16 protein-coding genes are annotated in these 15,169 nt (G+C 41.3%); all 16 read left to right on the plus strand.

Features of this window, described 5'->3' with window-relative positions; translation table 11 throughout:
- The first annotated feature begins 113 nt into the window (after positions 1 to 113).
- The 16 genes from HMPREF2637_RS07050 (at position 114) to HMPREF2637_RS07125 (ending at position 15,168) form a co-directional block, all read left to right on the plus strand.
- Positions 114 to 1,025 carry an ABC transporter ATP-binding protein gene (locus HMPREF2637_RS07050; RefSeq protein WP_064524864.1) on the plus strand — a complete coding sequence of 304 codons (912 nt, stop codon included), beginning with the start codon at positions 114 to 116 and terminating at the stop codon, positions 1,023 to 1,025.
- Between the two features lies 1 nt (position 1,026).
- A complete protein-coding gene (locus HMPREF2637_RS07055; protein ID WP_064524865.1) occupies positions 1,027 to 1,749 on the plus strand; it encodes an ABC transporter permease in 723 nt (240 codons plus the stop codon).
- Positions 1,750 to 1,939: 190 nt separating this feature from the next.
- Positions 1,940 to 2,923: an oxygen-dependent tRNA uridine(34) hydroxylase TrhO gene (locus HMPREF2637_RS07060; protein ID WP_064524867.1), complete on the plus strand. Its 984-nt coding sequence runs from the start codon at positions 1,940 to 1,942 to the stop codon at positions 2,921 to 2,923.
- A 177-nt stretch (positions 2,924 to 3,100) separates the two neighbouring features.
- A complete protein-coding gene (locus tag HMPREF2637_RS07065) occupies positions 3,101 to 3,298 on the plus strand; it encodes a helix-turn-helix transcriptional regulator (protein WP_045772022.1) in 198 nt (65 codons plus the stop codon).
- Positions 3,299 to 3,311: 13 nt separating this feature from the next.
- Positions 3,312 to 3,806, plus strand: a complete 495-nt coding sequence (locus HMPREF2637_RS07070) for a DUF6773 family protein (protein WP_064524869.1) — start codon at positions 3,312 to 3,314, stop codon at positions 3,804 to 3,806.
- 77 nt (positions 3,807 to 3,883) lie between these two features.
- Positions 3,884 to 4,654, plus strand: a complete 771-nt coding sequence (locus tag HMPREF2637_RS07075; protein WP_070839766.1) for a nucleoside phosphorylase — start codon at positions 3,884 to 3,886, stop codon at positions 4,652 to 4,654.
- Positions 4,655 to 4,744: 90 nt separating this feature from the next.
- Entirely contained in the window at positions 4,745 to 5,428 is a 684-nt protein-coding gene (locus tag HMPREF2637_RS07080; RefSeq protein ID WP_002890291.1) for a VIT1/CCC1 transporter family protein, read from the plus strand.
- A 129-nt stretch (positions 5,429 to 5,557) separates the two neighbouring features.
- On the plus strand, positions 5,558 to 6,277 hold the full coding sequence (locus HMPREF2637_RS07085; RefSeq protein WP_064524871.1) for a 16S rRNA pseudouridine(516) synthase: 720 nt from the start codon (positions 5,558 to 5,560) through the stop codon (positions 6,275 to 6,277).
- Positions 6,278 to 6,523: 246 nt separating this feature from the next.
- The gene (locus HMPREF2637_RS07090) at positions 6,524 to 7,663 is read left to right on the plus strand and encodes an amidohydrolase (protein ID WP_064524873.1); all 1,140 of its coding nucleotides are present in this window, start codon (positions 6,524 to 6,526) and stop codon (positions 7,661 to 7,663) included.
- 466 nt (positions 7,664 to 8,129) lie between these two features.
- Positions 8,130 to 9,242: an alanine dehydrogenase gene (gene ald / locus HMPREF2637_RS07095; RefSeq protein WP_064521258.1), complete on the plus strand. Its 1,113-nt coding sequence runs from the start codon at positions 8,130 to 8,132 to the stop codon at positions 9,240 to 9,242.
- Between the two features lie 234 nt (positions 9,243 to 9,476).
- Positions 9,477 to 9,839 (plus strand): hypothetical protein, encoded by a 363-nt coding sequence (locus HMPREF2637_RS07100; protein WP_064524875.1) that lies wholly within the window; start codon positions 9,477 to 9,479, stop codon positions 9,837 to 9,839.
- 35 nt (positions 9,840 to 9,874) lie between these two features.
- Positions 9,875 to 10,687 (plus strand): alpha/beta fold hydrolase, encoded by an 813-nt coding sequence (locus tag HMPREF2637_RS07105; RefSeq protein ID WP_064524876.1) that lies wholly within the window; start codon positions 9,875 to 9,877, stop codon positions 10,685 to 10,687.
- A 129-nt stretch (positions 10,688 to 10,816) separates the two neighbouring features.
- Complete coding sequence (locus tag HMPREF2637_RS07110; RefSeq protein ID WP_002886137.1) at positions 10,817 to 12,133, plus strand: FAD-containing oxidoreductase; 1,317 nt, start codon at positions 10,817 to 10,819, stop codon at positions 12,131 to 12,133.
- Between the two features lie 242 nt (positions 12,134 to 12,375).
- Positions 12,376 to 13,254 carry a mevalonate kinase gene (gene mvk / locus HMPREF2637_RS07115; protein WP_049554105.1) on the plus strand — a complete coding sequence of 293 codons (879 nt, stop codon included), beginning with the start codon at positions 12,376 to 12,378 and terminating at the stop codon, positions 13,252 to 13,254.
- Positions 13,236 to 14,180: a diphosphomevalonate decarboxylase gene (gene mvaD / locus HMPREF2637_RS07120; protein ID WP_049554106.1), complete on the plus strand. Its 945-nt coding sequence runs from the start codon at positions 13,236 to 13,238 to the stop codon at positions 14,178 to 14,180. Before mvk ends, mvaD begins: the two co-directional genes overlap by 19 nt.
- Positions 14,173 to 15,168 carry a phosphomevalonate kinase gene (locus tag HMPREF2637_RS07125; protein WP_064524878.1) on the plus strand — a complete coding sequence of 332 codons (996 nt, stop codon included), beginning with the start codon at positions 14,173 to 14,175 and terminating at the stop codon, positions 15,166 to 15,168. The genes mvaD and HMPREF2637_RS07125 overlap by 8 nt, the downstream gene beginning before the upstream one ends.
- Position 15,169 lies beyond the last annotated feature (1 nt).

Genomic DNA, 15,169 nt, shown 5'->3' on the forward strand with positions numbered 1-15,169 from the left:
TAAAATGGTCAATTATGACATAATCATAAGACTCTCTTAAGGTTATTATACAATAACCCTATCAAAAATGAAGTATACTGGGATATCTTTTCTCAATACGGAGAAATAAAATTATGACCTTTGAGACGCTCACCATTGAAAATCTAACAAAATCATTTGATAAACAACATTTTGCTAATAACCATATCTTCTTAGAGATAGAAGCTGCAAAAATCACAGCTTTTTTAGGACATAATGGTGCTGGTAAATCAACCCTTTTAAAGCAAATGATTGGCTTTATTAAGCCTGATCAGGGAGATGTTCACTATGGAGGTATTTCTTTTATACATAACCGTAAACAAGCTCGAACAATGATGAGTTATATGTCACAACAGTATGCACCACTTGACAAGTTAACTGTTGAGCAAAATTTAGAGATGATTGGAAGAATGAGAGGGTTAAGCACCTCAGAACTCCAAAAAGAAATTGATTACCTTCTGGCAGATCTAGAAATAGTAGAATACCGTGATAAACAAGGGAAGAATCTTTCAGGAGGTCTAAAACGGCTTACATCTTTTGCGATGGCATTAATTGGCTCTGCTGATATCATGCTTCTTGACGAACCAACCAACGATGTTGATCCTGTACGTCGTGAGAAACAGTGGCAATTATTACAAAAGCTGGCTTATAAAGGACACACTATTATCATTGTTACCCACAATCTACTAGAGGTCGAAAAATATGCGGATAATTTTGCTCTTTTTAACCATGGTAAATTATTAAAATCTGGTCCAGTGCACCAAATGTCTTATAAAAATCATTATCAAATTACTTTCAATTTTGTTAGTAAAGAATTTGTAAGTCTATTCGAAAATTATACGATAGTCAATGGTTGTGTTTGTCAGATGGAAATTGAGGAAAGTGAATTAACCCGAATACTCATTCAAGTCAAGGAAGGTCTAGAAAAAGGGATTATTTCAAACCTTTCGGTTAAGATGAAAACATTATCTATTTCCGATCTCTATAAAGAGGAGCTTGTTAACTGATATGACTCAATTTTTTTACTTACTTCGTTGGAACTTTCTTCGACAAAAAAATCTATTCATTCTATTCACACTAGCTCAAGTGCTTTTGTCCGTTTCACTTCTTTTTGGGTATCCGTTGGTAATTGGTAAGATGGATACAACAACTGCTTACTATCTTGCCTCTGGATCAGTTTTAATGGGAGTTATTTCTATTGGTTGTACGATTTCATCTCCTGTCATAGCCAATGCCAAGTCAGAAGGTCATGTGGACTATATTCGAGCTTTACCTATTCCTAGGATTCTAATTTCTTTAGCTGACCTGTGTATATGGTTAATTGCTATTTTACCAGGTGTATTCATCTCTTTTATATTAGGCTGTCTTCGCTTTTCTGTACAATTAAATTTGTCAATTTTGTCTGTTTTTGTGATGTTGCTTATTTGCCTAACAATGATTAGTCTAGGATTTTCAATTGCTTATATATTTTCCCAAAATATTGTAACGCTAATGTCTCAGCTTATTTTAATGATTGGTCTTATGTTTTCACCTATCATGTATCCGGCAAGTCGTCTTCCAGATTGGCTAGATCAACTTTATTATCTACTTCCATTTGTCCCTTCTGCGAATCTTCTTAGAGCTAGCTTTTATAGACATGGAACCGTTTCGCTTGTAGATATAGGAGTTCTTATTTTCTGGATTTTTCTGACACAACTGCTTATCTTAGGAACACTACAAAAAGAATTGTAATACTATCTTGTAGAAAAACTATCCCACGAAACTCAGGTTGAGGCATTTGGCGCTCAGCCTTTTTCTTTTGTGAAAAGTCACTTCCAAGCAAATCAATTGCTTAGCCCTCTTTGATAGCGCTATAATAGTTAAGTTGACTTTGACTATCAAACAACAGATATAGATATTTCATAAAGAAAGAGGACATACAATGGCAAAACCTATTCGAGTATTGCTTTATTATAAATACCTTCCCATCGAAAATGCTGAGCAATTTGCGGCTGACCACTTGGCTTTCTGTAAGTCAATCGGTCTGAAAGGACGTATCTTGGTCGCTGACGAGGGAATCAATGGAACGGTTTCTGGTGACTATGAAACCACTCAAAAATACATGGACTACGTTCACAGCCTTCCAGGGATGGAGGACCTCTGGTTCAAGATTGATGAGGAAGAGGAGCAAGCCTTCAAGAAGATGTTTGTTCGCTACAAGAAGGAAATCGTTCACCTTGGTTTAGAGGATGATAACTTTGACAGCGACATCAATCCACTTGAAACAACGGGTGCCTACTTGTCACCAAAAGAGTTTAAAGACGCTCTTTTAGATGAGGACACTATTGTCCTCGATACACGTAACGACTATGAGTATGACCTTGGCCACTTCCGTGGAGCCATTCGTCCAGACATTCGCAATTTCCGTGAATTGCCACAATGGGTTCGCGACCATAAAGAAGAGTTCATGGATAAGCGCGTGGTTGTTTACTGTACTGGTGGTGTCCGCTGTGAGAAATTCTCAGGTTGGATGGTCCGTGAAGGCTACAAAGATGTTGGTCAATTGCACGGTGGAATTGCCACTTACGGAAAAAATCCAGAGGTTCAAGGGGAGCTTTGGGATGGTAAGATGTATGTCTTTGACGAGCGTATTGCCGTTGATATCAACCATGTAGACCCTGTCGTTGTCGGTAAGGATTGGTTCGATGGGACGCCTTGCGAACGCTATGTCAACTGCGGTAACCCATTTTGTAACCGTCGTATCCTTGCCTCAGAGGAAAATGAAGATAAATACCTCCGTGGCTGCTCACATGAATGCCGTGTTCACCCACGTAATCGCTATGTCTCTGAAAATGGTTTGAGCCAAGAAGAGGTTGTCGCACGCCTTGCGGCTATTGGTGAGAGCTTGGATGTAACACCTGCCTAAGTTTAAAGAGTGAAAAAGCTGAGAGCAATCTCGGTTTTTTATTTTGCAATTTATTTCTAAAATAATGACATATATATATTGCAATTAGAAATATATAGTGTATAATTAAGATGAAAACAGATGGTGAATCTAATTGATGTCGACGATAATATCAGATATGATGTAAAGGAGGGGCATGTGGCAAAGAATTTACGTTTAAAAGCAGCTCGAGTAGAGCATGATATGACCCAGGGTGACTTGGCAGAAGCTGTAGGTGCAACAAGACAAACCATAGGTTTGATTGAAGCCGGAAAGTACAATCCCAGCCTAGCCTTATGCATTGCCATTTGCAAGACACTGGACAGGACCTTGGATCAACTGTTTTGGGAGAATTAGGAAGGAAGTAAAGATGATGAAATTCAAACTAATTAATAATGAGGTTACAGATGAACGCGAAGAAGCTCTAACTAATAAAGTTGCTGCCGAATGCTATTACATAATGATTGCAGGGACGCTTGTATGCTTACTTTATGGCTCCCTCTTTAACAATGGTGTCATCACTTCTAATTACTTAACTTTTCCAATATTAATTGCATGGGTTTGGTCTATTTATAGAGCTGAACGTCTTGCTGTAAGTGCTTTTGGAGGTTCGAGTATGACAGTCCTAGGTTGTTTACTGGTGACTGGGCTTATCATCCTTAAAATAATGATAGTTAACTATCAGTCATACCACAATGTCTATCATAATAATCCATTGGATCCTAGATATCTCATGGCTTGGGTAGTTACTTATATGTTGTATGCTCCCTTTGTCTTTTTTATGAATTGGGCTATTGCTGCATTGGGAAGATATGAGAGAAGACGTCTTGAAAAACAGCTAGACGATTTGGAAAATGAAGAATAGATAGTGAGAGAATCAGACCGTTCTTTTTGGTCTGTTTTTTTGTGTTATAATGGGTCCTAAAACTAAGGAGGTCACGTATGCTACTAACTGAATTTGATGATAATAGACAAGCGATTATCAATCCCGAGGACTTGAATGAGCCTCTTGAGGGGTTTCCTAAAATAGCTGTATCCTGTTTTTCTCGTTCGACCTTTCAACGAATGCTTGAGATGTTTCCTCATGAACTTATCTATGAAACGTCCATGGCGAATGTGGCTATTCCGATATATAAGCTTGTTATTGATGAGCAGGAGTTGGCTCTTTTTAATGCACCTGTAGGTGCCTCTGCCTGTGTGGCTATTTTAGAGGATATTTTTGCTTTGGGAACTGATAAACTGGTGCTCTTTGGGACTTGTGGGGTGCTTGATGAAGATATTAAAGAGACTTCTATTATTATCCCTAGTCATGCTCTTAGAGATGAAGGAACGAGTTTTCACTATGTGGAAGCTAGCAATGAGATTGCGGTAAATGTGGGTGTTTTAGATTGTTTTCGTTCCTATCTCAATGAGCGTCAGATTCCTCATAAGGAAGGCAAGGTCTGGACAACTGATGGTATTAACCGTGAGACGAGTGCTAAACTCAAAGCTCGAAAGGCAGCAGGGGCCATTTGTGTGGATATGGAGTGCTCTGCAGTTGCAGCTTTAGCAAAGTTTAGAGGTGTTGACATCTGCCATTTCTTCTATGCTGCGGACCACCTTTCTGAAGGTAATTGGGATGCCCGTAACTTGATGAATCATATGGACTTGGATGAAAAGGACAAGGTAGCTTTATTAGCTTTGGAGTTTGCGTGTGACTGGAGTAAACCTTAAAAATTCTACTTTTCAAACTTCTTATTTGTAATCATTCTAAATAACTGCTATAATACTTTTTAGAATCATTCTAAATAAGGAGTAAGAGAATTGGAAGATAAGAATTTTGCAGAACGTTTAAATATTTTAAGAGCTGGTGTTTTGGGGGCTAATGATGGTATCATTTCCATTGCGGGAGTGGTTATCGGTGTGGCCAGTGCGACATCAAACATCTGGTTCATCTTGATTTCTGCCTTGTCAGCGATTTTTGCCGGTGCCTTTTCGATGGCAGGTGGCGAATATGTCAGTGTGTCAACGCAAAAAGATACTGAAGAAGCTGCTATCGCTAAGGAACAAGCCCTCTTGGACCGCTCTCCTGAGGCAGCTAGAGAGAGTTTGTATCAAACCTTCCTCAGTCAGGGGGATTGCGAAACAGCAGCTGAAGTTAAGGTTAATCAAGCCTTCAATAAGAATCCGATTAAGGTCTTAGTTGAGGAAAAATATGGGGTGGATTTGGATGAAATTACTAATCCATGGCATGCTGCTGTATCTAGTTTCCTGGCTTTTTCAGTTGGTTCCTTGCCACCAGCACTAGCTATCATGCTGTTCCCGGAGCCTTACCGTATTCCTGTAACAGTGGTCGTGGTTGCCCTCACCTTGCTCTTGACTGGTTATATCAGTGCCAAGCTTGGAAAAGCACCTGTTAAACAAGCGATGTTGCGTAACTTGACAGTAGGACTCTTGACCATGCTTGTGACCTTCTTGGTCGGGCATATCTTCCACGTGAATGTGTAAGTCTTAATAATGTGATAAGTCTATCTTTTAAGGTAGACTTTTTGTTTTATCAAGCGTTCATTTGAGACCTTTCTTCTGTCCTCCTTTTTTAGTCTGCTAGACCAGGCTTATCCGTGGTACAATAAGGTTATGCGTTTAGACAAATTATTAGGACAGGCAGGCTTCGGTTCTCGAAATCAGGTTAAGAAGCTTATTCGTAGTCGTCAGGTATATGTGGATGGTGTCTTGGCGGATCGAGATAATCTTAATGTGGATGCTAGTCTTCAAACTATCACGGTTTCTGGTAAGGAACTGGAGCATACGCCAGAAGTTTACTATCTCATGAATAAGCCAGCAGGTGTAGTGTCAGCTCGAAAGGACAAGGAACACCAGACAGTCATTGATTTGATTAAGCCTGAAGATCAGCGAGACGGTCTTTATCCTGTGGGCCGATTGGATAGAGACACGGAGGGTTTGGTGCTGATTACCAACAATGGGCCTCTGGGCTTTGCCATGCTTCACCCCCGCTATCATGTAGCTAAGACTTATTATGTTGAGGTCAATGATATTCTTGGGCCTGATGCACCTTCATTTTTTGAGTCAGGTGTTGTCTTTGAGGATGGTACTGTTTGTCAATCAGCTCAGCTGGAAGTTTTACGTTCTGCAAGTGATAAAAGTTGCGCTAAAATCACGATTTCAGAAGGCAAGTTTCATCAAGTGAAAAAGATGTTTTTAGCTTATGGGGTCAAGGTGACCTATCTTAAGCGTATCTCTTTCGGAGAGTTTAAGCTTGATGAAGGGATGGCAGTAGGTTCCTACCGTACGTTGACTGAAGCGGAAAAAACAATCTTGCGTACTTATTTGGGTTAGTAGCCCTATGTGGCTTAAGGTGCGATAGGAACTTTCAATCACCTGATAAGCCTATCTTATCGCTAGTCTTTATACTACAATACCTATAATGACAGTGTTTTTTAGAGGTATAAGAAATACTTATGGAATACTATAAGTATTTTTGATTTCTCAAGTGTCGCTTCTGGTGGTATGATGGAATCAATTCGATTGAGAGTTTCAAAAAAGGATTGACAATCCGAGACTAATCAGAGAGGGAGGGTCATTATGACAGAAGCATTTTACGATCATTTAGCAAAGACACGTCATCAGATTCACCAACATCCAGAGGTTTCTGAGGAGGAGCATGAGACGACAGTCTTTTTGAAAGGTTATTTGAAAAATCTAGGTATTGAGCCTTTAAATTATCCCTTGAAGACGGGACTCATCGCTGAGATTGGGTCAGGTCATCCGATTATTGCTTTGCGTGCTGATATTGATGCCCTACCGATTAAGGAAAAGACAGGACTTCCTTATGCCAGCGATAATGGGGCTATGCATGCTTGTGGTCATGACTTTCACCAAACCTCTCTACTTGGAGCCGCTCAGCTTTTAAAAGAAAGAGAAGCAGAGCTTAAGGGGACCGTTCGATTGATTTTCCAACCAGCTGAGGAAAACTTCCAAGGGGCCTATCAGGTCATTGAAGCGGGCGGTATTGAGGGTGTGTCAGCTATCATCGGTTATCACAATAATCCTCACTTGAAACCTGGTCAGATTGGTCTTCGTTCGGGGGCCATCATGGCTGGTGTGGAGCAGTTTAGGGTTGATGTTAAGGGTGTTTCTTCCCATGCGGCTCGTCCTGATTTGGGTGTAGATACGGTCTTGGTTACTACGACTATCATCAACAATTTACAGCAGATTGTAGCTCGTACGGTATCGCCCTTTGAATCAGCAGTATTGTCGGTTACTCATATCGAAGTTGGAAATACTTGGAATGTTCTTCCAGCAGCAGGCTTTTTCGAAGGAACGATTCGTACCTTTGAGCCTAAGGTTCGTGAAGATGTCATTGCTCGTTTTGAAAAGGTCGTTCAGGCGACAGCAGACCAGTTCGGTGCTCAAGTTGACATTACTTGGGGTAATTCACCTTATGTGACCTACAATGACCAGACGCTCACACCTCTCATCTTTGAAAATTCTAAGGCCTTCGCAGAAGTGATTGAAACCTTGCCATCAACAGGGGGCGAAGACTTTGCGGCTTATCAAAAGGAAATACCAGGAGTCTTTGCCTTTGTTGGCTCAAATGGTGAAGAGAATGCACCAGACTGGCACCATGATGATTTCCTTGTGAAAGACGAGGCCTTGCCAATAGCTGTGAATTACTATGTGGAAAACGCCCTCTTTCTACTTGACTATTTTAAGGAGCAATAAAAATAACCATTCCCTTAATCGGTATTACCAGTAATGAAAACCCTGTTAGGGAGTTGAGAGTTTCACTGACGCTCCATTTATAGGTGTTCAGTGGCATCCTGAGTTTCTGTTGGGACATAAGCAATTAGCAGACCAAGGACTCTTTTATTATTTTGTTAAGAGTTTTAAATAAGGTTTTAGGACTTTAAATTGATACCACTTTTGAAATTGAAAAGGAGGAAGTGCCTAAGTAGAAATATTCTTTTGATCATTTAGTTTACACTTAAGAACCCAGCCGATTGGTTGGGTTCTTTTGTCGTATTTTCGAAGTAAGATTTCAGGACCTAAAAGGGGTGAGAATTTTTTACTTGCTATTTTTGAGCTTTTTAGATAAAATGAAAGCGTTATCATTTTAAAAAATAGATAGGAAGTGGTTAAGTCATCTTTATGATGTTTTACCTTATAACTTCCGAATAAGGAGAAACGTATGTTAATTGGTATTCCAAAAGAAATCAAAAATAACGAGAACCGTGTGGCTCTAACGCCTGCTGGGGTGCAAAGTCTTGTAGCTAAAGGTCATGAAGTCCTCATTGAAACCAATGCAGGTCTTGGATCTGGCTTTACTGATGCAGACTACGAAAAACAAGGTGCCAAAATTGTTGCAACTGCTGCTGAAGCATGGGCAGCTGAACTCGTGGTTAAGGTTAAAGAACCTCTTGCTGCAGAATATGGCTTCCTTCGTGAGGATCTCTTACTCTTTACCTACTTGCACATGGCAGCAGCTCCAGAATTGGCAGATGCTATGGTCAATGCCAAGACAACAGGTGTGGCCTACGAAACCGTACGTAGCCAAGAAGGTCACCTACCACTTTTGGTTCCAATGAGTGAAGTAGCAGGCCGTATGGCTGTTCAAATCGGTGCACATTTCTTGACTAAACAAGAGGGTGGTTCAGGTGTTCTCCTAGGTGGTGTGCCTGGTGTTCCTAAAGGTAAAGTAACTATTATCGGGGGTGGTGTCGTAGGGACACATGCAGCCCGTATCGCCCTTGGACTTGGAGCTCAAGTGACTATCCTTGATATCAGTGCCAAACGTTTGTCTGTCCTTGAAGAGGTCTTTGGTAGCCAAATTCAAACACTGATGTCAAATCCGCTCAACATTGAAGCGAGTGTTCGTGATGCTGACGTGGTTATCGGTGCAGTTCTTATCCCAGGGGCAAAAGCACCAAAACTTGTTACTGACCATATGGTTAAACAAATGCGTCCAGGTTCAGTTATTGTGGACGTTGCCGTTGACCAAGGTGGGGTTGTTGAAACTGCGGATCGCGTGACCACTCACGATGAGCCTGTTTATGAAACACATGGTGTTCTTCACTATGCCGTTGCCAATATCCCAGGAGCTGTGGCACGTACATCAACTATTGCCCTTACCAACGTCACTTTGCCTTATATCGAAGCCCTTGCAGGAAAAGGATTCAGAAAGGCAATTAACGACGACGAAGGTCTTCGTCAAGGGGTTACAACCTACCAAGGTCATATCACCAGCAAACCAGTTGCAAAGGGTCTAAACAGAGAATATACATCAATTGACGAATTGGCATAAATAGATTATTTAGCATAAACAAAGAGGAGTCGCACCATGATTTGGTTGGCTCTTTTTTTGTGGTCTGAGATAAGAAGTGAATCATTTTTTTGTTAGTTGATGGGCAAGTTCTCGCAAAGGATGAAAGTTTTCTAATTTTGGTCTTATTTTATGCTATAATGAGTAGAAATAATAAGGGCAGTAATGAGTATCTATAATATATTTTATTCATGCTTGCCATTAGGAGGTTTTATCATGGCCAACCATATTCGTGTGATCACAGCAATTATTTTCTCTCAACTTGTCGTTCTTTATTTTGGTTTTCGTATGGATGTCTCTTTGACTGAACTGCTAACTACAGTAGTTGTGGCATCCCTGGTTGAGATTATTTATCATGTGAAGCTTGTTCGTAAGATAGGAGCCAATATTTCTTTTGAGACTTTTTGGAAAAACTGTGACCAACTTTTTAGAAAAAATGCTGTGCTGTTGGCTATTTTAGTTTGTGACCTACTTATTTTTAAAGGTGGGGATTTCATGGCCTTCATTCTTTGGCAAGTTACCTTTGTTGTCTTGGTAAGTATTATCATCATAGCATCAAATAATGCCCCGGACGCATGATAATACTTAAATCTTACAATGAAAGTGTGTAGATAATGTTTAGCATTCAAAGAAATCATTTGTCGGACCCAGGTGTAGATTATGTCACTTTTGGTAAGGGAGACAAAACTCTTATTATCATTACGGGATTAAGTTTGCAACGATTAGGTGATATGTCCAACCTTGCCATTTACTCGCTATTTTATCGATACGCTAAGGAGTATAAGGTCTATATTTTTGATAGAAAGGACCATATCGAAGAAGGTATTTCAATTGAAAATATGGCTGATGACCTCTACCATTCTTTACAAGAATTTCATATTGCTAATGCCTCTATCATAGGCATATCACAAGGTGGTATGATTGCTCAGCTGTTTGCTATCAAGTATCCTCAAAAGGTGACTAGTCTGGTGTTAGCTCTGACATTCTCTCGAAATAATGCTATTAGTAGAGAAACCATCAGAGGATGGATTGAGATGGCTAAAAATGGTGAGATGGCTAAGCTCAATAAGGATTCAATGTGTAAAACATTTTCGTCTCCTATTTTAAAGAAATTATATGTGATTAATAAACTATTCTTGAAGACTGTGAGTGTTGAAAAACAAGAACGATTTGTCCGTTTAGCCAACTCTATTCTTGAGTTTGATTGCCATAAGTCCCTTGATAAAATTACCTGCCCGACTCTTGTCTTGGGAGCTAAAAATGATTTGGTTCTGGGAGTGGATGGTGCAAGGGAACTTGCAAATAGCATTCCAAATGCTTCCTATTATGAATTTAGCAAACTGGGGCACGCGGCCTTTATTGAAAGTAAGCAATTTAATAAAATGATATTAGAATTTCTGCGAAAGAATGCTCAGGTAGTGGACTGATAGAAACCTATTAAAATAGAATGAGAAAAGGGTTACAGTGGAACTTGTAGCCTCTTTTTATTTCCGGTTCAATTGTGTGCAGTCTGAAAAATTAAATGATAGAATGGCGATAGATAGGAGGATACAGAAATGTTAAACTATGATTTGATTGTTATCGGTTTCGGTAAAGCCGGTAAAACTCTGGCTGCTAAGATGAATGCAGCTGGTAAGAAAGTTGCTGTCATCGAGCGCAGTAAAGCGATGTATGGTGGTACTTGCATTAATATTGCTTGTATCCCAACTAAGACTATGATTGTTGCGGCTGAGAAGGGCTGGTCATTTGACGATACCATGAAGGAACGTGGTGCAGTGACTGGTCGTCTTAATGCTAAGAATTATAAAATGTTGGCAGACAATGGCGTTGATGTCATTGATGCAGAGGCACATTTTGTGTCAAATAAGGTTATTGAAGTAGTGGCTGGTGATGATCGCCAAGAGCTAACAGCTGAGACTATTGTCATCAATACAGGTGCCGTGTCTAATGTCTTGCCTATTCCTGGCTTGACAACAACTAAGCATGTTTACGATTCAACTGGTATTCAAACCCTTGAAGCCTTGCCAAAACGTTTAGGTGTCTTAGGTGGTGGTAATATCGGTCTTGAATTTGCTGGCCTTTATAACCGTTTGGGAAGCCAAGTGACTGTTTTGGATGCAGCGACTAGCTTCTTGCCACGTGTAGAGCCATCTATTGCTAAGTTGGCCAAGGAATACATGGAAGAGGACGGCATTGTCTTTGAGCAAGGTGTTAAAACTTCTGAAGTGAAAAATGACGGTGATGAAGTTGTCGTTGTTACTGACAAAGGCGAGTTCCGTTTTGATGCACTCCTCTATGCGACAGGACGCAAGCCTAATATCGAACCTCTTCACTTGGAAAATACTGATATTGCCTTGACTGAACGTGGTGGTATCCAGGTCAATAAACATTTGGAAACAAGTGTTCCTGGTGTCTTTGCAGTTGGTGATGTTAATGGTGGTCTTCAATTTACCTATATCTCACTAGACGATTTCCGTATTGTCTTTAATTACCTAACTGGTGATGGTAGCTATAACCTTGAAACACGTGGAGCTGTTCCAACTGCTATGTTTCTCAACCCACCTTTGGCACAGGTTGGTCTTACTGAAGATCAAGCCAGAGCAGCAGGTGGACCGGTTGCAGTCAAGGAACTTCCAGTTGCTGGCATGCCGCGTGGCCATGTTAACGGTGATTTGCGTGGTGCCTTCAAAGCTGTGGTAAATCCTGAAACTAAGGAAATCTTGGGTGTGACCCTCTTTGGTCAAGAATCTCATGAAATTATCAATCTAATTACCCTAGCTATGAATCATCACATTCCATACACAGATTTAGCTAAACAAATTTTCACTCACCCAACTATGGCTGAGAACCTAAACGATTTGTTTGCGATTTAAAATGAAAAGAGCCGAGAGGCTCTTTTTTTGAAAACATATCTCTAATACAAAGCGACACTCTAGGTTAGATGTCGCTTTTTTTGCGCTTTGATGATAAGATAGAAGTGCTATAAGAAAATTCTTTAGATTGGTGCTCTTTGTCTCCTTTGAATGCTTGATTGACCTTGAGTCACCACTAGAATCTGTATGAAAAATCTAGAAAGACACTCGCCTGCAAATTCGTCTGTGAGTGTGTGTAATTTATGACTAAGAAAGTAGGAGTGGGCAAGGCTCACAGTAAGATTATTTTGATGGGGGAGCACTCGGTCGTTTATGGTCATCCTGCCCTTGCCCTCCCTCTTAAGGATATTGAGGTTGTCTGTCAGATTCAGGCGGCTGCGACTCCTTTGACGCTCAAGGCTCAAGATCCCTTGACGACAGCGATTTTTTCAGCGCTTAATTATCTGGAAATCAAGAATCAGCCTATTAGCTATGCTATTAAGTCTAGTGTCCCTGAAAAGCGTGGCATGGGGTCGTCTGCGGCTGTAGCCATTGCGGCAATTCGAGCGGTCTTTGATTATTTTGATCAGGAGCTTAGCCAGGAGACCTTGGAAATGCTAGTCCATCAGGCGGAGACCATTGCCCATAGTAAACCTAGTGGTTTAGATGCAAAGACCTGCTTGAGTGACAAAGCTATTAGCTTTACGCGTAATATCGGTTTCAAGGAAATCGAGGTCAATTTAGGTGCCTATCTGGTCATTGCTGATACGGGTATCCATGGAAATACCCGTGAGGCTGTGGAAAAGGTTGAGGCCATTGGTTTAGATGCCTTGTCAGATCTCAACCAACTGGGCGAATTAAGTCAGAAGGCAGAACGCGCCCTCAAAGCCAAGGATCAAAAGCTTCTTGGTCAGCTCATGTCTCAAGCCCATAATCACCTTAAATCTTTAGGGGTGTCTTGTGATTTGTCGGATCTTCTAGTAGCAACTGCTCTGGAGCATGGTGCACTGGGAGCCAAGATGTCAGGCGGAGGACTTGGTGGCTGTATTATTGCCCTGACAAGTACTAAAGACCAAGCCCGAACGATTGCTAAAAAACTTCAAGAAAAAGGAGCCGTAAACACGTGGATAGAAAGCCTGTAAGCGTCAAATCGTACGCAAATATTGCTATTGTCAAATACTGGGGTAAGGCGGATGCGGAGCGTATGATTCCTTCAACCAGTAGTATCTCACTGACTTTGGAAAATATGTATACGGAAACCAAGTTATCTTTTCTGCCTGAGGATACGACTGGTGATGTCATGTATATCGATGATGAGCTCCAAGGGGAAAAAGAAACAACCAAGGCCAGCAAGGTTTTAGATCTCTTCCGTACTAATCCCAACCAACATGTCAAGATTGAAACTTGGAACAACATGCCAACAGCAGCGGGTCTATCCTCAAGTTCCTCAGGACTTTCTGCCCTAGTTAAAGCAGCTAACGAGCTCTTCCAAGTCGGAAAAACGCAGTCTGAATTAGCTCAAATTGCCAAGTTTGCTTCAGGTTCGTCATCACGGTCCTTCTTTGGACCATTGGCAGCCTGGGACAAGGATAGTGGTGAGGTTTACCCGGTTGAAACAGACCTCAAATTGGCCATGATTATGCTGGTTTTAACAGATCAAAAGAAACCTGTATCAAGCCGTGATGGCATGAAGTTGTGTACCGAAACATCGACATCCTTCCCAGAGTGGATTAAACAGTCTGAGCAGGATTACAAGGATATGTTAGACTACCTCAAGGCTAATGATTTCCAAGCGGTGGGTGAGCTCACTGAAGCCAATGCCCTTCGTATGCACCAAACCACAAGCACGGCTAACCCACCATTTTCATATCTAACGGAAGCCTCATATCAGGCTATGGACAAGGTTAGGGCCCTCCGTGCCTCTGGTGAGCAGTGTTACTTTACTATGGATGCAGGACCAAATGTTAAGGTGCTCTGTCTGGAAGAAGACCTAGACCGCCTAGCAGACCACTTCAGTAAGGACTATCAGGTCATCGTTTCACGCACTAAGGAGTTGCCAGATGCCTAAGCAGTCGGTCAGTCAGGTCACAGTAAAAACAGGTGGGAAACTCTACATTGCTGGAGAATATTCAGTCTTAACACCTAGGCAGACAGCCCTAATCCAATTTATTCCTATTTTCATGTCAGCAGAGGTCAAGGAAGCACAAACTACCCAGTTGTCCTCAGACATGTTTGACTATAGTGTTAGTCGTGAGCCAGACGCAAATTACGCCCTCATTCAAGAGGCCTTGAATACTTTTGAGGCCTTTTGTGGTGAGAAGTTACCCGCTCTGGACCTTTCAATCACTGGAAAGTTGGAACGAGATGGGGTTAAATTTGGTATCGGTTCTTCGGGTTCTGTTGTGGTATTGACCCTCAAGGCCTTGGCAGCAGCCCTTCAAAAAGACTTATCCAAAGACATTCTCTTTAAATTAGCTAGCTACACCCTTCTCAAGCAGGGAGATAATGGTTCTATGGGAGATTTAGCTTGTATCGTATACGAGGATCTAATTTCCTATCGTTCCTTTGACCGTGCAAAAATAGCAGAGCTTATAGACCAAAAAACTCTAACAGAGCTTTTGGAAAAAGACTGGGGCTATCGTATCAGTCCTGTAGTGCCAGTTCTCAAAGCTCACTTTTTGGTGGGGTGGACCAAGCAAGCTGCTATTTCAAAAGACATGGTTAAAATGGCCAAATCTCGCATATCAAGCAAGTATTTAAGTGAAACAGAAGTTGCCGTCCAAGATGCCCTCAAGGCACTGGAAACAGGAAATAAGAATTTACTTAAGAGCAGCCTTCAAACTGTCAGTGATCAGTTGGAATCACTTAGTCCAGATATTTATGTGGCCAAGCTGAAAAAACTCAAAGAAGCAGAGCAAGGACTCGATGCCATTGCTAAGTCCTCTGGAGCTGGAGGTGGCGACTGTGGTATCGCCTTTGCCTTTGACCAAGCTAGCCGAGATGCTCTAGTTGAGCGTTGGCAGCAGGTAGGAATAGAGCTCTTGTATGAGGTATAGG

Source organism: Streptococcus sp. HMSC065H07 (assembly GCF_001837325.1).
Classification (GTDB): domain Bacteria; phylum Bacillota; class Bacilli; order Lactobacillales; family Streptococcaceae; genus Streptococcus; species Streptococcus salivarius_H.